Below are 18,786 nucleotides of genomic sequence, written 5' to 3'. Positions count from 1 at the left end.
GTCCAGGAGAAGCGATGGCTGCGCAACAAGGCAACAGCGGGGGCAATGCCACCCGTGAGGCGGGGTGGATCCGCCGGCTCCTCTCGAATCGCAAGGCGATGGTGGGCACGCTGATCGTGCTCTTCTTCCTGCTGATCTCGGTGCTCGGCCCCACGTTCGTCGGCCAGGACCCGCACGCGTTCGTGGGCATGCCGCACGAGGCGCCCTCGGCCGAGCACCTCTTCGGTACGACGGGCCAGGGGCAGGACGTGCTCGCGCAGACGATCGTCGGCGCGCGGACCTCGCTGGCCGTCGGCTTCGCGGCGGGCTTCGCCGTGATGGCGATCGGCGCGGTGATCGGCATGGCCGGCGGCTACTTCGGCGGCTGGATCGACAGCGTGCTGTCGCTGCTCACGAACGTCTTCCTGATCATCCCCGGCCTGCCGATGGCCGTCGTCATCGCGGCCTACCTGCCGGCGGGGCCGATGACGATCCTGCTCGTCCTCATCATCACCGGCTGGGCGTGGAACGCGCGCGTGCTCCGGTCGCAGGTGCTCGCGCTGCGCGACAAGGACTTCGTGTCCGCGGCCCTGGTGAGCGGCGAGGGGAGCGCGCGCATCATCTTCCGCGAGATCCTGCCGAACATGACGTCGCTGCTCATGTCCGGCTTCATCGGCGCGACGATCTACGCGATCGGCGCGCAGGTCGGCCTGGAGTTCCTCGGGCTCGGCGACCTCAGCGCCGTGACCTGGGGGACGAACCTCTACTGGGCGAGCAACAACGCCGCGCTCCTCACGGGCGCCTGGTGGACCATCGTGCCCACCGGCGTGTGCGTCGCGCTCGTCGGGTTCGCGCTCACGCTGATCAACTATGCGATCGACGAGATCTCGAATCCGCGGCTCCGCGCGGAGGGGGCCTGGTCGCGTATGCTCAAGAGCCGCAAGGTCGCGGTCGGTCCGTCAACGCCGGTAGTGAGGGCTCATGGCGCCTAGTCCGCTTCTCTCAGTTCAGGATCTCCGGGTCGAGTTCATGACCCCGACCGGCCCGGTGTGCGCGGTCGACAACGTCTCCTTCGACATCGCGCCGGGCGAGGTGCTCGGCCTCGCGGGCGAGTCGGGCAGCGGCAAGTCGACGGTGGCGATGGCCATCATGCGGCTGCTGCGTCCGCCGGCGATCATCACGGGCGGGCGCGTGCTCTTCGCCGGGCAGGACGTCCTGTCGATGACCGAGGAGCAGCTCCGCGCGTTCCGCTGGCGGAAGATGGCGCTGGTGTTCCAGAGCGCGATGACGGCGCTCAACCCGGTGCTGACGATCGGCGAGCAGATCGCCGATCCGATCATCGCGCACGACGGCGTGACGAAGGCGCAGGCGATGGAGCGCGCGGCCGCGCTGCTCAAGCTCGTCAACATCGACCCGTCGCGCCTGACCAGCTACCCCCACCAGCTCTCGGGCGGCATGCGCCAGCGCGTCGTGATCGCGATCGCCATGGCGCTCAAGCCGCCGTTCCTCATCATGGATGAGCCCACGACGGCGCTCGACGTGGTCGTGCAGCGGGAGATCCTGCAGCAGATCGCCGAGCTCAAGGAGCGCCTCGGCTTCTCGATCCTCTTCATCACGCACGACCTCTCGCTCATCGCCGAGTTCTCCACGCGCATCGCGATCCTCTACGCGGGCAAGCTCGCGGAGACCGCGCGCGCCAAGGACCTCTTCAGCGATCCGAAGCACCCGTACACGCAGGGGCTCCTCGGGTCGTTCCCCTCGGTCCGTGGGCCGCGTCGTCGGCTGCAAGGCATCCCGGGCTCGCCGCCCGACATGCGCAACCCGCCGCCCGGCTGCCGCTTCCACCCCCGGTGCCCGCAGGCCTTCGCGACCTGCCAGCACGAACTGCCGGTCCTCCGTGAAATCGCGCCCGAGCACCGCGGCGCCTGCCACCTCTACTGACCATGACGATGACGCAACCGTACGCTTCACCTGTCCTCGACGTGGTGCGCCTCGGCAAGTACTTCCCTGTCGGCGGCGGAATCCGCGCGCAGCAGCTCCGGGCGCTGCACGACGCCTCGTTCACGCTCGCGGAGCGCGAGGTCATCGCGCTGGTGGGGGAGTCGGGCAGCGGCAAGAGCACGATCGCCCGGCTGCTCGCGCGGCTGATGCCCCCGAGCAGCGGGCAGATCCTGTTCAAGGGCCGCGACGTGCTCAAGGAGGAGCCGAACCGCGCCTCGCTCGCGTACCGCGGGCAGGTGCAGATGATCTTCCAGGACCCGTTCGGCTCGCTGAACCCGGTGCACACGATCGGCTACCACCTGGAGCGGCCGCTGCTGCTCCACAACAAGGCGCCGAACGCCGCGATCCTCAAGGAGAAGGTTCACGCGCTGCTCAAGACGGTCGATCTGAACCCGCCGGCCGAGGTCGCGGCCAAGTTCCCGTACCAGCTCTCGGGCGGCCAGCGGCAGCGCGTGGCCATCGCGCGCGCGCTGGCGGTGGACCCCAGCGTGATCCTCGCGGACGAGCCGATCTCGATGCTCGACGTCTCGATCCGCATGGGCGTCCTGAACCTGATGGAGCGCCTCAAGGAAGAGCGCGGCATCTCGTACCTCTACATCACGCACGACATCGCGAGCGCGCGCTACGTCGCGGATCGTACGATGGTGATGTACGCCGGTCACATCGTGGAGGGCGCGCCCAGCGAGGAGCTGATGCAGCAGCCGGCGCACCCGTACACGAAGCTCCTGCTGTCGGCGGTGCCGGACCCGAACGGCTCGATCCGCGGCGAGCTGCCGGCCCGCTCCGGCGCGCCGAAGCTCGTCAACCCGCCGCCGGGGTGCCCGTTCGCGGATCGCTGCCCGAGCGTGATGAACACGTGCCGCGAGCAGATGCCGGGGGCCGTCGACGTCGGCGCGGGGCACTGGGTCCGCTGCCATCTCTACTCGCCTGGCATGGTCGCGGCGGCCGCGCCCTTCCAGGCCACGGTGCCGGCCCCCGTCGGGACCATGCCCGTCTGAGGAGAACCACGAAGCCACATGCCGTCTCTGAGATTTCCCGACAAGTTCGTTTGGGGCGTCGCGACGTCGTCCTATCAGATCGAGGGTGCCACGAGCGAGGATGGCCGGAGCGAGTCCATCTGGGACCGCTTCGCGAAGACGCCGGGCCAGATCACGGACGGGACCAACGGCGACATCGCGTGCGACCACTACCACCGGTATCCTGAAGACATCGCGCTCATGAAGAGCCTGGGCATGATGGCCTACAGGTTCTCGATCGCGTGGCCGCGCATCCTGCCGAACGGTCGGGGCGCGGTGAACCAGAAGGGGCTCGACTTCTACAGCCGGCTGGTGGACGGCCTGCTCGAGGCCGGGATCGAGCCGTACGCGACGCTCTTCCACTGGGATCTGCCGCAGGTGCTCCAGGACGAGGTCGGGGGCTGGCTACACCGCTCCACGGCGGACGCGTTCGTGGAGTTCACCGACGCGATCACCCGGAAGCTCGGCGACCGCGTGAAGAAGTGGATCACCCACAACGAGCCGTGGTGCACGGCGTTCCTCAGCTACGAGAAGGGGATCCACGCGCCGGGCATGCGCGATTTCAGCAAGGCGCTCACGGTGAGCCACCACCTCTTGCTGTCGCACGGCCTCGCGGTGCCCGTGGTGCGCAGCAACTGCCCCGGCGCCGAGGTGGGCATCACGCTGAACTCGAACTACGCGATGCCCGCGTCGCCGAGCGCCGCGGACCACGACGCGGCCCGCCACTACGATGGGTACTTCACCCGGTGGTTCCTCGACCCGCTCTACGGCCGGCACTACCCGGCGGACATGATCGCCGACTACATCAAGCTGGGCTACCTCCCGCCGGAGGGGCTGACGGTGTGCAAGCCGGGCGATCTCGACATCATCGCGACCCAGTGCGACTTCATCGGCCTGAACTACTACTCCCGGGCGGTCCTGCGGAGCACCAAGGTGCCCGAGGAGCAGAACCTGCCGCGGACGGTGCACGTGGCGCCCGTCTCGGAGCAGACCGAGATGAACTGGGAGGTGTACCCGGAAGGTCTGCGGCGCCTGCTCCTGCGGCTGCACGTGGAGTACGGGGTGCCGAAGATCTACGTGACGGAGAACGGCGCGGCCTACTCGGAGGGGCCCGACAAGAGCGGGCGCATCCCGGACGAGCGCCGGCTCAAGTTCCTGCGCGACCACTTCATCGCTGCGCGGCAGGCGATCGACGCGGGCGTGCCGCTCGCCGGGTACTTCGTGTGGTCGCTGATGGATAACTACGAGTGGGATCGCGGCTACTCGCAGCGGTTCGGCATCGTGTGGGTGGACTACGAGACGCAGCGGCGCACCCCGAAGGACAGCGCGCTCTGGTACAAGGGCGTCATCGCCGCCAACGCCGTCGACGACGGCGCCTCGCAGGCCACTTGATCGGCGTGCGCGCGGCGCGCCGCGGACCGCGCGGCGCGCCGCGGCCTCGCCGGGCCGGGCAGCTCGGCGAGGCATCCTCCCGCGCCGTCACGTCACGCGGAGCACCTCGTCGAGGGAGGTGACGCCCTCCTTCACGCGGGCGAGCCCGGCCTCGCGGAGCGGTACGAGCCCGACCTTGCGCGCGGCGTCCCGGTACGCGCGCTTGCCGGCCCGCGCCTTCACGAGGTCGCGCAGGTCGTCGTCGAGCTCCAGCATCTCGAACAGCCCGATCCGGCCCCGGTAGCCGGTCATGTGGCACGTCTGGCAGCCGACGGCGCGCTTCAGCTCGGTGCCCTTCTCGACGAGGACCCGATCCTCCTCGCCGGTCACGTCGCTCTCGAGCTCGTACGTCTCCGCGCACTCCGCGCAGAGCCGCCGCACGAGGCGCTGCGCGATCACGGCGAGCAGGGCGTTGGCGACGATCCACGACTCGGCGCCGAGGTCCACGAGGCGCGCGACGGTGTCGACCGCGTCCGAGGTGTGCAGCGTCGACAGCACGAGGTGCCCCGTGAGGCTCGCCTGCAGCGCGATCTGCGCCGTCTCGGGGTCGCGCATCTCGCCGACCATGATCACGTCCGGGTCCTGCCGCAGGATGGCGCGCAGGCCCGTGGCGAAGGTGAACCCCTGCCGCGGGTTGGTCTGCCCCTGCGTGATGTCCCCGAACTCGACCTCGATGGGATCTTCGAGCGTCACGATGCTGAGCTCGCTGGTCTTCATCACCTTGAGCAGCGAGTAGAGCGTCGAGGTCTTCCCCGACCCGGTCGGCCCGCACACGACGATGAGCCCCGACGGGCGGTCGGCGAGCCGCTCGAGCCGCGGCAGGTCGGCCTCGGGCAGCCCGAGCTTCTCGAGCGCGATGAGCTGGTGGCTGAGCAGCACGCGCAGCACGAGCGTCTCGCCGTGGATCGCGGGGAACGTCGAGGCGCGCAGGTGGATGAGCGGGTGGCCGTGCAGCTCCAGGCTGAACTGGCCGTCCTGCGGCAGCCGCCGCTCGGTCATGTCCATCCGCGCCAGCACCTTCACGCGCGAGGCGAGCGACGGCGCGAGCTCGAGGGGGATCTGCCCCTGCGCCACCATCACGCCGTCGACGCGGTACCGCACGCGGAGGCTGTCGCGCTTCGGCTCGACGTGGATGTCGCTCGCGCCCATGGAGACCGCGCGGCGGACCAGGTGATCGAGCACCTTGACCGCATCGAGGTCCTCGGACGACGACGGGGGGCGGCTGAGGCTCACCGCGCGCCTTTCTTGCCGCCGACGTCGACGGTGCGGAGCGAGACCATCTTGAGCTCGTTCGAGGGAGGGAACGTGGCCCAGACGCTGACGCCGTAGAGGCCGGGCCGCTTGCGGTCGTCCAGCGGGACCTGGATGTCGAATCGATTGCCGGTCACCTGAAGAGGAATAGGCGTCTTGAAGCCCTTCGGGAAGAACGTCGCGTAGGGGGGCGGGATCGGGTAACCGCCCATCTTGAGCAGCCTCTCCGGCGGGATCGGCTTGCCCGCCTCGACCCGCGAGATCCCCACGCCCGCGATCTTCGCCGGCGCCTTGAGCTCGCCGGCCACCCGGATCACCTCGCCGACCTGCGCCCGCCCGGGGAGCGGCTGGTATGTCCCGTAGTCGTCGACGAACTCCTGCGCCATGCAGGCGATGTCGAACCCCTTCGCCTTGGCCAGGCCGACCCCGAGCGAGGTGTGCGGGGCTGTGAGCACGTTGCGCCGGTGCCCGTCGGCCGGGGGCTTCTCGTTCATGAAGGCGTGGTGCACCCGCTCGAGGCTCTCCGCGGAGAAGCGCGGATCCGGGTCGAGCTCGCGCGGGACCGCGTCGGCGAAGCAGCCGGCGTTCTCCATCACGAACCCGTCGCCGCCCGCCGCGGTGTAGCGCTCCTCCGGGACCGATCCGTCGCTGCCCCAGTGTCCGGTGTAGCCGACGCGCACCATGTCCTCGGCGTGCCGCCGCCCCGCGCGCGCCGCGGTCTCGTCCCACGTGACGGGCGGCAGCTTGTGCGCCGCCCGATCGCGGTTCACCAGCCCGAGCACGTACCGCCCTGCCTCCGCGCGCGTCATCCCCCGGCCCGGCGCGGGCGGCGCCGCGGCGGCCTGCGCCTCGCCGCCGGCCTCCTCGCCGCGCGCCTCGCCCTCCTCGGGTCGCGCGCCGTCCTCGTTCGCGCCCTCCACGGCGAAGGCCGCGGGCGGCCCTTCCGCCGGCTCCTTGCCGGCGCCCGCGCCGCACCCGGGCGCGTGGGCGATCGCGGCGACGAGCCCGAGCCACGGCGCCCCGGGCCAGCGCCACCGCCGATCGTCCATCGCCCCGGTCCTCGCTCGTGTGCCTCTCGTGATCCCGCGCATCGCCGCGACGGTAGCGCCTCGGCGTCGCGCGCGCATCCGGGCAGCGCCGGCGCCGCGCACGCCGCGCGCCGCGCGGCGGCGTGCGCGGCGCCGAGGTGGTAAGCGATGCGCCACGTGAGCACCTCCTCGTCGTCACAGGGCGCGGTCGCCGCGCACCCGCCCGGAGCCTCCGCGATCGTCCTCGCCGCGGAGCGCGAGGGGCGCGCGGCGCGGCCGACCGCCGGCGTGCTGTGGATGATCCTCGCCCAGGCGCTGTTCGCCGTGATGAACGTCCTCTCGCGGCTCTCGTCGGAGAGCGCCCCGTGGCCCGAGGTCGCCGCCTCGCGCGCGCTGGTGGGCGCGGCCACCGCGCTCGGCGTCGCGCTCGTCCGCCACGCGCCGCTCTCCATGGAACGCAGCGACAGGCGCCTCACGTGGGCGCGCTCGCTCTGCGGCACCGGCGCGATGCTCTGCGTCTTCTACACGCTGGGCTCACCGCAGATCGCGCTCGGCGATGCGGTCACGCTCGGGGCGACGAGCCCGATCTTCGTCGCGATCCTCGCGCCGCGGATGCTCGGCGAGCGGAGCAGCCGGGGCCTCTGGATCGCGATCTTGCTCGCCTTCGCTGGTGTCGCGCTGATCGCCGCGCCGAGGCTCGCGATCGCGGGCGAGACGGCGCTCGTCGCCACGCTGGGCGCCGTCTTCTCGGCGTTCGCCATGATCTGGCTGCGCCGGATCGGCGCCAGCGGGGCGCGCGCGAGCCCCGAGTCGGTGGCGCTGCACTTCTCGCTCGTGGCGAGCGCCGCGATGATCGCGCTGTCGATCCCGGTCTGGCGGACGCCCGACGCCCTCGGCGTCGCGCTGCTGATCGGGACGGGCCTCGCCGGCGGCCTCGCCCAGCTCGCGATGACGCGCGCCTACGCGCTCGACAACGCGGCGCGCATCGGCGCGATCGGTTATGTCGGGGTCGCCCTGTCGCACGTGCTCGCCGCCGCCTGGCTCGGCGACGTCCCCTCGGCGCGCCAGGTCCTCGGGGCGGCGCTGGTGATGGCGGCCGGCCTCTGGCTCGCCTCCCAGGCGCTGCGCGACGCGCGGCGGTCGGCGCGTCGATCGACGCGTTGACCGGGTCCACCTCGCGTGAGATAGCGCTCCTCCGCTCAAGGAGGATCTGCATGAAAGCGTTCGCAGTGCAGGGTTCGTTCGGCCTCGACGCGCTCCGCCTGGTCGATCTCCCCGATCCGGCGCCGGGGCCCGGGCAGGTCGTCCTCAGGATGAAGGCGGCGTCGCTGAACTACCGCGATCTGCTCGTCGTAAAGGGTCTTTACAACCCGAAGTTCCGGCTGCCGCTCGTGCCGTTCTCCGACGGCGTCGGCGAGGTGATCGGCGTCGGGGAGGGGGTGACCCGGGTGAAGGTCGGTGATCGCGTGTGCCCGATCTTCAACCAGCGCTGGATCGACGGGGAGCTCACCGCGTGGAAGGCGAGGGGAGCGCTGGGCGGCGAGCTGCCCGGCGTGCTCTCCGAGCAGGTGCTCGTCAGCGAGGAGGGGGTGGTCGCGGCCCCGGCGCACCTCACGGACGAGGAGGCCGCGTCGCTGCCGTGCGCGGCGGTGACGGCCTGGAACGCGCTGTTCGCGGCGAGCCACCTCAAGGCGGGCGACACGGTGCTCGTGCAGGGCACGGGCGGCGTCTCGATCGTCGCGCTGCAGCTCGCCCGGCTCGCGGGCGCGCGCGTCATCGTCACGTCGAGCAGCGACGAGAAGCTCGAGCGCGCGCGGTCGCTCGGGGCGTCGGAGACCATCAACTACCGCGCGACGCCCGACTGGGACACGCAGGCGCTCTCGCTCACCGGCGGCGCGGGGGTGGATCACGTCATCGAGGTCGGCGGCGCGGGCACGATCGCCCGTTCGCTCCGCGCGGCGCGGATCGGCGGGCGCGTGAGCATCATCGGCGTGCTCTCGGGCGGCGCGCCCGAGCTCAACCTGTTCCCGTTCCTGATGAAGCAGATCGTCGCGCAGGGCATCTTCGTGGGCTCACGGGCGATGTTCGAGGACATGAACCGCGCGATCGCGGCGGGCGGCCTGCGGCCGGTCGTCGACCGCGTCTTCCCGTTCGGCGAGGCGCGGCAGGCGCTCGACCACATGGCGAGCGGCGGGCACTTCGGGAAGATCGCGCTCCGGTTCTGAGACGGACCGGGCCCGGCGCGGCGTCCGCCCGGCGCTCCGGCGCGGTCCGCTCGGAAGTGGCCTCGCCGGCCCAGGTCGTCTACGAGTCGTGGCGCATGGATTCCGCGGCCGGCGCGCTCGCCTGCGCCGCGCGAGAGGTGGTGGACGATGCAGCGCGATCTGGAGACAGAGGTCCTGTGTGGCCAGCTCATCGTGGGCGGATTCGACGGCGCGGAGCCGCCGGCCCGGTATCTCCGGGCGCTCGCCGAGGGGCGGAGGGGCGGTGCGATCCTGTTCCGGCGCAACGTCCCTGACATCGACGCCACGGCGCGGCTCTGTCAGGCGCTCGCCGCGGCGGGCGGCGCCGAACGGCCCCCGTTCATCGGGATCGATCAGGAGGGCGGCCGCGTCACGCGCCTGCGCGCGCCGTTCCTGGCGTTGCCCCCGATGCGCTCGCTCGGCGAGCTCATGGACATCCCGCTGCTGCGCCGCGCGGCCCGCGCCGTCGCGTCCGAGCTGCGGGCCGTCGGCATCAACCTGAACTTCGCGCCGGTGCTCGACGTCGACTCGAACCCCGAGAACCCGATCATCGGCGATCGCGCGTTCGGCCGCGATCCGCGCACGGTCACGAGGGCCGCTGTCGCCTTCCTGGAGGGGCTCCAGGAGGAGGGCGTGCTCGCCTGCGGCAAGCATTTCCCGGGGCACGGCGACACCGCGCTCGACAGCCACCTCGCGCTGCCGACCATCACCCACAACCGAGGCCGCCTCGACGAGATCGAGCTGCCGCCGTTCCGCGCGGCCTCCCGGGCGGGCGTCGCGTCGCTGATGACGGCGCACATCGTCGTCGAGGCGCTCGACCCCGGCGTCCCGGCGACGCTCTCCCGCGCCATCTGCACCGGCCTCCTGCGCGACGAGATCGGCTTCGAGGGGGTGCTCTTCTCGGACGACCTCGAGATGGCCGCGATCGCGGCGCACTACCCGGTCGAGGAGGCCGCCACCGCGGCGATCTGGGCGGGCTGCGACGCGCTGCTCATCTGCAAGGACGAGGACCTGCAGGACCGCGCGCACGAGGCGCTCGTGCGCAGGGCCGAGCGCGATCCGCGCTTCCGCGAGCGCTGCGTCGAGGCGGCCGCGCGCGGCCTGGAGCAGCGCCGCCTGCGCCCGCCGCGGCCGGCCGCGTCGCCGGCGGAGCTCGCCGAGGTCGTCGGCGGGCCGGCGTCGCGGGCCGTGCTCGAGGACATCGAGCGGGCGCGCGCCGCGCTCGCCGCGGGGGCGGCGACGTGACCGCGCCGCCGGGGGCCGGGCCCCGATCGGATCAGGTGGACATCTCGACGAGCCAGGGCCACCACGTGTATTTGCGGTAGCGGGCGAGCAGATGCCGCTCGGCCATCGACGCGTCGGCGTTCTTGTCGACGGCGTCCGCCGCCCACTCGCAGCCGTCGCGGCGGCGGACGCCAGGGGAGGGGCGGCGCGATGCCTGGCGAGGGACGGCGCGATGCCTGGCGAGGGACGGCGCGATGCCTGGCGAGGGACGGCGCGATGCCTGGCGAGGGACGGCGCGATGCCTGGCGAGGGACGGCGCGATGCCTGGCGAGGGACGGCGCGATGCCTGGCGAGGGACGGCGCGATGCCTGGCCCGCGATCGTGATGACGACTGGCGACGCGGCATCGTCGGTGGCTAGATCGGCGGGAAGACGGGAAGCTCACCTGAGGTCGCCCGCACCGCGATGCCCGTAGCCACCCCGAGGCCCTGATGGATCTCCCGCGTCCTGATTCGGATCTCCCGGCGCTGTCCCGCCCCGGCCCTCTCCTGGGCGGCCGCCGCTTCGCGATCGCCGCGCGCCGGCTCGTGACGTGCGACCCGTCGCGCGCCTCGACCGGCGACCCGCTCGGGGTCATCGAGGACGCCGCGCTCATCGTCCGGGGCGGCGCGGTCGAGGCGGTCGGACGCCGCCACGAGATCCTGCATCCGGGGGCCGGCATCGAGATCGCGTTCGAGGCCGCGGGGGTCGTCACGCCGGGGCTCGTCGACTGCCACACGCACGCGCCCTGGGTCGGCTCGCGGGACGCGGAGTACGCGGTCCGCATGGCCGGGGGCGACTACGAGGCGATCGCCGCGGCTGGCGGCGGCATCCTCGCGAGCATGCGCGCGGTCCGCGCCGCGACGACCGGCGAGCTCGCGGCCGCGCTCCGCGCTCGCCTTCTCCGGATGGCCGCGCTCGGCGTGACCGCCGTGGAGGCGAAGAGCGGTTACGGTCTCGATGAGGCCTCGGAGCGCAAGCAGCTCGAGGCGATCGCCGAGGCGGGCAAGGACGCGCGCTTGCCCCGCGTCGTGCCGACGTACCTCGCCCTGCACGCGCTGCCCCCGGAGGCCGCCGGGGGCCGCGCGGCCTACGCCGGGCTGGTCGCGCGCTCCTGGCTGCCCGCCATCGCCGCGGCCGGCCTCGCGCGGTACGTCGACGCCTACATCGACCGGAGCGCGTTCTCGGTCGACGAGGCGCGGCCGGTGCTCGAGCGTGCGCGCGCGCTAGGGCTCGGCGTGCGCGCGCACGTCGGGCAGTTCGCTGACGTGGGCGGCGCCGCGCTCGCCGCCGAGCTCGGCGCCGCCTCGGTCGACCACCTCGAGCAGGTCGCGCCCGAGGGCATCGCGGCGCTCGCCCGGGCCGGCGTCGCTGCCGCGCTCCTGCCGGTGGCGAGCTTCACCCTGAGGCAGGCCCCACCGCCGGTCGCCGCGCTCCGGGCCGCCGGCGTCTCGCTCCTCGTGGGCAGCGACGCGAACCCGGGGACGGCGCCGACAGAGAGCCTGCCGCTCGCGCTCGCGCTCGCGGTGCGCCTCTACGGCCTCACCGTCGCCGAGGCGATCCTGGGCGCGACGCGCGAGGCGGCGCGGTCGCTCGGGCTCGGCGACGTGTGCGGCGCCGTGCGGCCCGGGCTCCGCGCCGATCTGGCGATCTGGGATCTCCCGCACGAGAACGCGATCGTGCAGCCCTGGGGCACGCCGCGCGCCCTGGCCGTGCTGCGCGACGGCGAGGTCGTCGCGGCGCACGGATGAGGGTCGGCGCGACCTCATCAGAAGAGATCATGTCAGGGTAGGAGCGGTCGGGCGAAGGGCGCGGACCTTGTCGTGTGGACCTGCTCTATCGCATCCGCGTCCGTGTCCGCGTCCGCGTCCGCGTCCGTGTCCGCATCCGCGTCCGTGTCCGCATCCGCGTCCGTGTCCGTGTCCGTGTCCGTGTCCGTGTCCGCGTCCGCGTCCGCGTCCGCGTCCGCGTCCGCAATCGCCTCTGTACTCGCTTCGCTGAGGCACCGCCTTCGTTCAGGACGCGGATGTCGGAATGACGCTCTCCGGGCCTGCGAGCGTGCCCGCGTGCTCGGGAGGCGCAAGGCCAAGCCGTGCTCGCCGTGCTCGCGCGCTGCGCGCGGCTGCGCGCGGTGCGGAGCTTCGCTCCGCAGCCTTGCGCCTCCCTGCGCGCGCGGGCGGGTCCGGGGGGGCCCCGGAGGCGCGGGGCGAACGGAGGTTCATCATGGCTCTTCGCATCTACTCCATCGCAATCGACCTGGTGCGGCAGCTGCGGCCGCTGATCGAGCGCATCGGAACCAGGGACTCCAATCTCGCCGATCAGTTGCGACGTGCGGCGGCGAGCGTGCCGCTGAACCTGCACGAAGGCGCGTACTCGCAAGGGAGGAACGTGCGTGCACGTTTCCATAATGCGCTCGGCTCCGCGGCGGAGGTGAGAGCCTGCCTCGATGTGGCCGAGGCGCTGGGCTACCTCGACCAAGTGGATCCGGCGCTCCGGGATACGCTGGACCGGGTCGTAGCAACAGTGCACCGGCTGGCGCGGTGATCAGCGCCGAGGGCGGGCCGTTTCTCGACGGCCCGCCCCCCGTGATGTCACGCCCGTGGGCGGACCAGGCGGACGAGGGTAGCGATCACATGATCGAGGTGGTCAACCGTAGCTGCGTCGACTTCGGTGACGTAGCGCATGGCCTTGGCGACATCGACACAGGCCATGACCTCTCGCGCCGAGCCCAAGGCGGTCTGGTAGCGCTGTCTTTTGTGTCCGGCCGTATTGCCCATGCCCTCCGCCGTGTTGAGCGCCACGCTCGCCGCAGCCCTGCGCATTTGCCGTGCGAGATCCGCGTCTCGCCGCTCGATCTGCTCAGCGACCGTAGCCAGTCCCGCGATCATCTTGAGAACGACGTCATAGATTCGAAGCATGATGGCCTCCTCCAGCCCGACGACCCGCTCGCCGGGCCCCCGCCCTCCACCGGCGCGCGCAGGGGGGCGCAAAGCTGCGGAGCGAAGCTCCGCACCGCGCGCAGCCGCCCGGAGCCGCCCGCAGCGCGCGAGGACGGCGAGGACGGCGAGCACGGCTTGGCTTTGCGCCCCCCGAGCACGCCGGTACGCTGGCTCGTCCCGAGCGAGCGCGCGCGCCCGCATCCGCGCCCGCATCCGCGCCCGCATCCGCGCCCGCATCCGCGCCCGCATCCGCGCCCGCATCCGCGCCCGCATCCGCGCCCGCATCCGCGCCCGCATCCGCGCCCGCATCCGCGCGCGCGCCCGCATCCGCATCCGCGTCCGCGTCCGCGCCTACCCCTGCAAGTCAAGCCTGGACGCGCGTGCACCCTGCGCGTATGCCGCGCGCATGAGTGACACGCAGAGCCCTGTCGCTGTCCCTGGCCGCACGGACAGCTCGTTTGATCCGGTCCCGCTGCTCGCCGAGGAGCTGAGCCTCCCGCGTCAGGGGGTGTCGGCGGTGGCCAAGCTGCTCGCCGAGGGGGCGACGGTGCCGTTCATCGCCCGGTACCGCAAGGAGGCGACCGGCGGGCTCGACGAGGTGCAGATCCGCGCGATCGAGGAGCGCCGCGCCTACATCCTCGAGCTCGAGGAGCGCCGCGCCACGGTGCTCGCCGAGATCCAGAAGCAGGGCAAGCTCACCGACGCGCTCAGCTCGAAGATCCGCGCCTGCCGCACCAAGGCCGAGCTCGAGGACCTCTACCTCCCCTTCAAGCCGAAGCGCCGCACGCGGGCGATCATCGCGAAGGAGCGCGGCCTCGAGCCGCTCGCGGATCGCGTCTGGTCGCAGCCGGAGGACGGCAGCCCCGAGGAGGAGGCCCGCGCCTTCGTCAGCGCCGAGAAGGAGGTCCCCGACACGTCCGCGGCCCTCGCCGGCGCCCGCGACATCTGCGCCGAGCGCATCGCCGAGCACGCCGACGTGCGCAAGCTCGTCCGTGAGGCCTACGCCAAGGAAGGCGTCATCAAGGTCCAGAAGAACGAGGAGCACGAGGGCAAGCAGACGAAGTTCGACATGTACGCGACCTTCGAGGAGCCCGTCGCGAACATCCCGTCGCACCGCTACCTCGCGATCCGCCGCGGCGAGGCCGAGGGCGTGCTCCGCGCCGCGATCGAGCTCGCGCCCGAGCCGCTCGTCCCGCCCATCCACGCCGCGATCGGGCTGAAGCCGAGGTCGCCGTGGGCCGGCGAGCTGACGAAGGCCGCGGAGGACGCCGTGAAGCGGCTCCTGCTCCCGGCGGTGCAGAGCGACGTGCGCGTCGACCTCAAGATGCAGGCCGATCGCGCCGCGGTCGAGGTCTTCGCCCAGAACCTCCGCGAGCTGCTCCTCGCCGCGCCGTTCGGCACGAAGGCGGTGCTCGGCATCGACCCGGGCCAGCGCACCGGCTGCAAGTGCGCCGTCGTCGACGAGACGGGCAAGCTGCTCGAGCACACCACGATCTACCTGGTCGGGAGCAGCGACGCGCTCGAGCGCGCGCGGCAGGACCTGCGCCGCATCTGCCGCAAGTACCCGCTCCGCGCGGTCGCCGTGGGCAACGGCACGCACGGCCGCGAGACCGAGGCGTTCGTGAAGGAGGTGCTCGCGTCGGAGGGGTTGAAGGAGCAGACGGCGAACGCCGATCCGCGACCGTCGGAGAAGCTGTACTGCGTCCCGGTGAGCGAGGCGGGCGCGAGCGTCTACTCGGCGAGCGACGTCGCGCGCGAGGAGTTCCCCGACCTCGACCTCACGGTGCGCGGCGCGATCAGCATCGCCCGGCGCCTGCAGGACCCGCTCGCGGAGCTCGTGAAGGTCGACCCGAAGAGCATCGGCGTCGGCCAGTACCAGCACGACGTGTACCAGGGCCTGCTCGCGCGGAAGCTCGACGAGGTCGTCGAGAGCTGCGTGAACCTGGTCGGCGTCGAGCTCAACACCGCGAGCGCCCCGCTGCTCGCGCGCGTCGCCGGCATCGGCCCGAGCCTCGCGAAGAAGATTGTCGCCCACCGCGACCTGAACGGCGCGTTCAAGAGCCGCAAGGGGCTGCTCGACGTGCCCGGCGTCGGCCCGCGGACGTTCGAGCAGGCGGCGGGCTTCTTGCGGGTCCGGGGGGGCGAGCACCCGCTCGACGCGAGCGCCGTGCACCCCGAGCGCTACGGCCTGGTCGAGCGCATCGCGACGGACCTCGGCGTCCCGGTCGGGTCGCTCATCGGCGACACGGCGGCGATCGCGCGCATCGATCCGAAGAAGTACGAGGCCGGCGACGTCGGCTCGTTCACGCTGAACGACATCCTCAGCGAGCTGAAGAAGCCCGGCCGCGACCCGCGCGCCACCTTCGAGCCGCCGAACTTCCGCGACGACGTGCGGACGATGGAGGATCTCAAGCCGGGCATGGAGCTCGAGGGCGTGGTGACCAACGTGACGGCGTTCGGCGCCTTCGTGGACATCGGCGTCCACCAGGACGGCCTCGTGCACGTCTCGCAGCTCGCGGACCGCTTCGTGAAGGATCCGAACGAGGTCGCGAAGGTCGGCGAGAAGATCAAGGTGCGCGTGCTGGAGGTCGACCTCGTGCGCAAGCGCATCTCGCTCACGGCGAAGAAGGGCGGCGCTCCCGCCGGCGCGCGCCCGCAGGCCGGCGGCCCGCCCGCGGGCAACGACGCGCGCTCCCGCAACGACAACCGCCGGCCGGGCCAGGGGCAAGGGCAAGGGAAGGGGCAGGGCGGCAGCTCGGGGGGCGGCTTCCGCAACAACCCCTTCGCGGATCTCCTCCGCAAATGAGCGGTGCCCACCCGCTTCGGATACGGGCCCATCTCGGCGTTTTCGGTGCTCGGCGCACTGGAGTGCGCCTGCGCGCCGAAAACGCCGATCTGGACCCGTCTCCTGTGCGGGTGAGCGCCGCTCGGGGACGCTTGTTCCAGAGCTCCGGGGGGGCGCTCTAGAAGCCGTGGTCTGCGAAGAAGCGCTCGATCCTGAGCGAGACGAGCTCCGGGAACTCGATCGCGGTGGTGTGGGTCCCGCCGCGGACCACGAGGATCTCGGACATCGCGATCCGGCGGGCCATCGATTGCGTCAGCGCCCGGGGGGTGAACGTGTCGCGGTCGCCCGCGATGAGCAGCGTCGGGACGTCGATCTGCTCGAGGACGTCCTCGGCGTCGTGCGTACCCAGCGCGCGGAGGTTCCTGAGGAACGCCTCCATGTCGAGCTGACCGAGGGGCTCCAGGCGCTCGGCGGACACCTCGCGGTCGAGCGCCTTTCCGAGCAGCCCCATCCGCTGCAGCCAGATCCCCGCGTCGGGCGGGCCGAGGGAGCGACGCGTCACCCGGGTGGCGGCCGTGTGAGCGCGCGCCGCGAGGTCCACGAGCGGCGGGAATAGCCGCCCGACCCCTGGCAGCGGCCCCATCGTCTCGAGCGGCCGGCGGTAGGTGCCGTTCAGCAGGACCAGGTTCGCGGCGAACCCCGGGAGCCGGCGGAACGCCTCCAGCGCGACCTGGACGCCCATGCTCCAGGCCATGAGCGAGCCGTGCTGGACCCCCTCGACCGCGAGGATCGCCTCCAGATCGCGGACATGGTTCGCGACCGCATAGGCGTCCGGGGCGTCCGGCGACGGGCGCTTCGACGCGTACGTCCCGCGGTAGTCCCAGGTGATGAAGCGGTACTGGTCGGACAGGTACTCGATCTGCGCCCGCCACGCGAGGTACGACCCGCCGAGGCCGTTGACCAGCACCACCGTCTTTGCCCCCGCGAACGGCGGCGGCGTCACGCGGTACGCGATGTCGGTTCCATCAAAGCTCGCAACCCGACGCGTTTCCATCCGGAGCGACGAACGCCGCGAGGGCGGCGGAGACCGACCCCCGCCGGATGAGCCGGATGATGAAGAGGGCGGCGGAGGCCGACCGCCGCCGGATGACGCGGGTGGCGGAAGCCGACCGCCCCCGGACGAAGCGGGCGGCGGGGGCCGACCCCCGCCGAACTTGAACCACACCATGAGCCCCTGCTTCCTACCCGGTCCCTCCATCGACGGCCATGCTGCCGGCGACGGCCTGCGCGCGGGTCGGGGGCGGGCTCACCCTCCGGCGATGACGCGGCCGCTGGACGGGGTGGCCGCGCGGCGTCGCGATCGCGTGCCGAAACACATCCCGCGCTGCGATCGCCATCGCGTTGACATTCCACGCGGCGCGCCGCTAACGTGCCCGGCGGGTCGTCCGCTCGCCCGACGCTCCCGTTGTGTTGCTGATCTTTTCGTCCCCGCCCTCGTCTCGGTCCGCTGGACGCCGGCCCATGTCCTCTGCTGTTGCCGCTCGCGCAGGGGCATCTCCGGTTCGGGCCGTGGTGGGCCGATCGCCTCGGGCGGGCTTGGAGTTTCTGGGCGAAGTGGTGCAGCGATCCCGTCCCCGAGGAGCCGATGGCTGAAGAAAAGAAGAAGAGCAAAATCGATCTGAAGGCTCGGCTGGGCAAAACGGCGGTAGGCGGGGCACCGGGAGCGGCCGTCCCCCTCCCCGTGCCTGGCCCGCAGCCCGGATCGGGGCCGCCTCCCGACGGGAGCCCGATCCCGGGCGGCATGCCCTCGCCGCATCCGAGCGCGCGTCCCCCCATGCCCTCCGTGGGCGGCATCGCGCCCCCGCCCGGGATCTCGCCAGGCATCCCGCTGCCTCCGTTTGCGCCGCAGCCGCGTCCCGTGATCCAGACGCCGCCGCCCAAGCCGACGGCGGCCGCGCAGACCATCAAGGTCGAGGTCGGCGAGGAGGTCGAGCAGGAGCGTCGGAAGGCCTCGAAGCGGACGGCGCTGTACGCGGGCCTCGCCGCGCTCCTCGGCATCGGCCTCGGCTTCGCGGCGGGCGGCGCGAAGGAGCGCGGCGATCGCGGCAAGCTCGCCGTCGAGGGCGCCGCGGCGCTCGAGAAGGACGTGCGGACCGCGAACGAGAAGATGCAGGAGCTGAACGACAAGCTCGGCGCGGCCGCGGAGCAGCTCTCGCGGAAGAGCTTCCCCACGCAGCTCACGACCGATCTCGGCGCCATCAACGTCCCGTTCGACGCCACCAACCTGGAGAACAAGCAGATCGGCAGTCTTCCGGGCAGGGTGATGCGTCAGCTCCTCAGCTACACCACCTCGGTCCAGGACCTCAACAAGACCAAGGACAGCCTCAAGAACCTGCTCGCCGCGGCGCAGGCCCCCGTCGAGAAGTCGTGGAAGGAGCAGGACGAGCCGGTGGTGAACTTCTCGGTCGTCTTCCGTCGCGACGGCGACAAGACGCTGGCCGAGCTCGTCCCCAACAAGGCTCCGTTCCTGTTCGGCAAGGACTGGCCGGCCAAGTACACGGTGACCCGCCTCGAGCGCACGCAGCAGGGCCTGAAGCCGGCCGAGAAGGAAGCCGCCCGCTGGACCAAGGGCGACATCGCGGGGGGCGACCTGCAGGCGCTCCCGGTCGACCCCCAGTCCGTGGCCGCCTTCACGAGCGAGCAGATCGTCTTCAAGCTCCGCAGCGCGATGATCGACGTCCGCCAGCTCCTCGAGGGCAACAAAGAGAATCCCGCCGCCGAGACAGCCGGCCTCATCAAGGAAGGCGACGATCTCGCGAACGAGCTCCACAAGATCTCCCTCGCCCGGTAA

The 18,786-nt window shown here is 72.2% G+C and carries 15 protein-coding genes; 11 read left to right on the top strand and 4 right to left on the bottom strand.

Translation table 11 applies throughout. From position 1 onward, the window contains the following. The first annotated feature begins 14 nt into the window (after positions 1-14). Genes WME96_RS22465 through WME96_RS22450 form a run of 4 tightly spaced genes read left to right on the top strand, consistent with a single transcriptional unit; the run spans position 15 to position 4,388 of the window. The gene (locus WME96_RS22465; RefSeq protein ID WP_061614210.1) at positions 15-971 is read left to right on the top strand and encodes an ABC transporter permease; all 957 of its coding nucleotides are present in this window, start codon (positions 15-17) and stop codon (positions 969-971) included. Then, a complete protein-coding gene (locus WME96_RS22460) occupies positions 961-1,920 on the top strand; it encodes an ABC transporter ATP-binding protein (RefSeq protein WP_437292132.1) in 960 nt (319 codons plus the stop codon). Before WME96_RS22465 ends, WME96_RS22460 begins: the two co-directional genes overlap by 11 nt. 2 nt (positions 1,921-1,922) lie before the next feature. Next, complete coding sequence (locus WME96_RS22455) at positions 1,923-2,978, top strand: ABC transporter ATP-binding protein (RefSeq protein ID WP_437292131.1); 1,056 nt, start codon at positions 1,923-1,925, stop codon at positions 2,976-2,978. An 18-nt stretch (positions 2,979-2,996) separates the two neighbouring features. Then, a complete protein-coding gene (locus WME96_RS22450; RefSeq protein ID WP_437292130.1) occupies positions 2,997-4,388 on the top strand; it encodes a GH1 family beta-glucosidase in 1,392 nt (463 codons plus the stop codon). Between the two features lie 87 nt (positions 4,389-4,475). Here the strand turns inward: WME96_RS22450 and WME96_RS22445 are convergent, their stop codons facing one another. Together WME96_RS22445 and WME96_RS22440 are read right to left on the bottom strand one after the other, a co-directional pair. Then, positions 4,476-5,660, bottom strand: coding sequence for a GspE/PulE family protein (locus tag WME96_RS22445; RefSeq protein WP_437292129.1), 1,185 nt, complete (start codon positions 5,658-5,660; stop codon positions 4,476-4,478). After that, positions 5,657-6,727 (bottom strand): CAP domain-containing protein, encoded by a 1,071-nt coding sequence (locus tag WME96_RS22440; RefSeq protein ID WP_437292128.1) that lies wholly within the window; start codon positions 6,725-6,727, stop codon positions 5,657-5,659. The genes WME96_RS22445 and WME96_RS22440 overlap by 4 nt, the downstream gene beginning before the upstream one ends. 147 nt (positions 6,728-6,874) lie before the next feature. On the opposite strand from WME96_RS22440, the gene WME96_RS22435 reads away from it, so the two are divergent. From WME96_RS22435 to WME96_RS22415, 5 genes are all read left to right on the top strand, one after another. After that, positions 6,875-7,870 carry a DMT family transporter gene (locus WME96_RS22435; protein ID WP_437292127.1) on the top strand — a complete coding sequence of 332 codons (996 nt, stop codon included), beginning with the start codon at positions 6,875-6,877 and terminating at the stop codon, positions 7,868-7,870. 50 nt (positions 7,871-7,920) lie between these two features. Further along, positions 7,921-8,931, top strand: coding sequence for a zinc-dependent alcohol dehydrogenase family protein (locus WME96_RS22430; RefSeq protein WP_437292126.1), 1,011 nt, complete (start codon positions 7,921-7,923; stop codon positions 8,929-8,931). 147 nt (positions 8,932-9,078) lie between these two features. Next, complete coding sequence (nagZ, locus tag WME96_RS22425; RefSeq protein ID WP_437292125.1) at positions 9,079-10,194, top strand: beta-N-acetylhexosaminidase; 1,116 nt, start codon at positions 9,079-9,081, stop codon at positions 10,192-10,194. Between the two features lie 469 nt (positions 10,195-10,663). Then, positions 10,664-11,962 (top strand): imidazolonepropionase, encoded by a 1,299-nt coding sequence (gene hutI / locus WME96_RS22420; protein WP_437292124.1) that lies wholly within the window; start codon positions 10,664-10,666, stop codon positions 11,960-11,962. A 472-nt stretch (positions 11,963-12,434) separates the two neighbouring features. Then, on the top strand, positions 12,435-12,755 hold the full coding sequence (locus WME96_RS22415; RefSeq protein ID WP_063826774.1) for a four helix bundle protein: 321 nt from the start codon (positions 12,435-12,437) through the stop codon (positions 12,753-12,755). 47 nt (positions 12,756-12,802) lie between these two features. On the opposite strand, the gene WME96_RS22410 is transcribed toward WME96_RS22415, so the two are convergent. Further along, entirely contained in the window at positions 12,803-13,129 is a 327-nt protein-coding gene (locus WME96_RS22410; protein WP_061614635.1) for a four helix bundle protein, read from the bottom strand. Between the two features lie 427 nt (positions 13,130-13,556). On the opposite strand from WME96_RS22410, the gene WME96_RS22405 reads away from it, so the two are divergent. Next, a complete protein-coding gene (locus WME96_RS22405; RefSeq protein ID WP_437292123.1) occupies positions 13,557-15,956 on the top strand; it encodes a Tex family protein in 2,400 nt (799 codons plus the stop codon). Between the two features lie 157 nt (positions 15,957-16,113). Here the strand turns inward: WME96_RS22405 and WME96_RS22400 are convergent, their stop codons facing one another. Beyond that, positions 16,114-16,989 carry an alpha/beta fold hydrolase gene (locus tag WME96_RS22400; protein WP_437292122.1) on the bottom strand — a complete coding sequence of 292 codons (876 nt, stop codon included), beginning with the start codon at positions 16,987-16,989 and terminating at the stop codon, positions 16,114-16,116. Positions 16,990-17,769: 780 nt separating this feature from the next. On the opposite strand from WME96_RS22400, the gene WME96_RS22395 reads away from it, so the two are divergent. Continuing rightward, positions 17,770-18,786: a formin gene (locus WME96_RS22395; protein ID WP_437292121.1), complete on the top strand. Its 1,017-nt coding sequence runs from the start codon at positions 17,770-17,772 to the stop codon at positions 18,784-18,786.

This window comes from Sorangium sp. So ce406 (assembly GCF_051474675.1).
GTDB classification, from domain to species: Bacteria; Myxococcota_A; Polyangia; order Polyangiales; family Polyangiaceae; genus Sorangium; species Sorangium cellulosum_G.
The sequence above is the reverse complement of the archived record's forward strand: the minus strand, read 5'-3'. Positions and strand labels throughout refer to the sequence as shown.

What these genes read in the sequence shown, in the direction of transcription:
- WME96_RS22465 (WP_061614210.1), top strand. Translation starts at nt 15, where the DNA reads ATGGCTGCGCAACAAGGCAACAGCGGGGGCAATGCCACCCGTGAGGCG.
- WME96_RS22460 (WP_437292132.1), top strand. Translation starts at nt 961, where the DNA reads ATGGCGCCTAGTCCGCTTCTCTCAGTTCAGGATCTCCGGGTCGAGTTC.
- WME96_RS22455 (WP_437292131.1), top strand. Translation starts at nt 1,923, where the DNA reads ATGACGATGACGCAACCGTACGCTTCACCTGTCCTCGACGTGGTGCGC.
- WME96_RS22450 (WP_437292130.1), top strand. Translation starts at nt 2,997, where the DNA reads ATGCCGTCTCTGAGATTTCCCGACAAGTTCGTTTGGGGCGTCGCGACG.
- WME96_RS22440 (WP_437292128.1), bottom strand. Translation starts at nt 6,727, where the DNA reads ATGGACGATCGGCGGTGGCGCTGGCCCGGGGCGCCGTGGCTCGGGCTC.
- WME96_RS22435 (WP_437292127.1), top strand. Translation starts at nt 6,875, where the DNA reads ATGCGCCACGTGAGCACCTCCTCGTCGTCACAGGGCGCGGTCGCCGCG.
- WME96_RS22430 (WP_437292126.1), top strand. Translation starts at nt 7,921, where the DNA reads ATGAAAGCGTTCGCAGTGCAGGGTTCGTTCGGCCTCGACGCGCTCCGC.
- nagZ (WP_437292125.1), top strand. Translation starts at nt 9,079, where the DNA reads ATGCAGCGCGATCTGGAGACAGAGGTCCTGTGTGGCCAGCTCATCGTG.
- hutI (WP_437292124.1), top strand. Translation starts at nt 10,664, where the DNA reads ATGGATCTCCCGCGTCCTGATTCGGATCTCCCGGCGCTGTCCCGCCCC.
- WME96_RS22415 (WP_063826774.1), top strand. Translation starts at nt 12,435, where the DNA reads ATGGCTCTTCGCATCTACTCCATCGCAATCGACCTGGTGCGGCAGCTG.
- WME96_RS22410 (WP_061614635.1), bottom strand. Translation starts at nt 13,129, where the DNA reads ATGCTTCGAATCTATGACGTCGTTCTCAAGATGATCGCGGGACTGGCT.
- WME96_RS22405 (WP_437292123.1), top strand. Translation starts at nt 13,557, where the DNA reads ATGAGTGACACGCAGAGCCCTGTCGCTGTCCCTGGCCGCACGGACAGC.
- WME96_RS22400 (WP_437292122.1), bottom strand. Translation starts at nt 16,989, where the DNA reads ATGGAAACGCGTCGGGTTGCGAGCTTTGATGGAACCGACATCGCGTAC.
- WME96_RS22395 (WP_437292121.1), top strand. Translation starts at nt 17,770, where the DNA reads ATGCCCTCCGTGGGCGGCATCGCGCCCCCGCCCGGGATCTCGCCAGGC.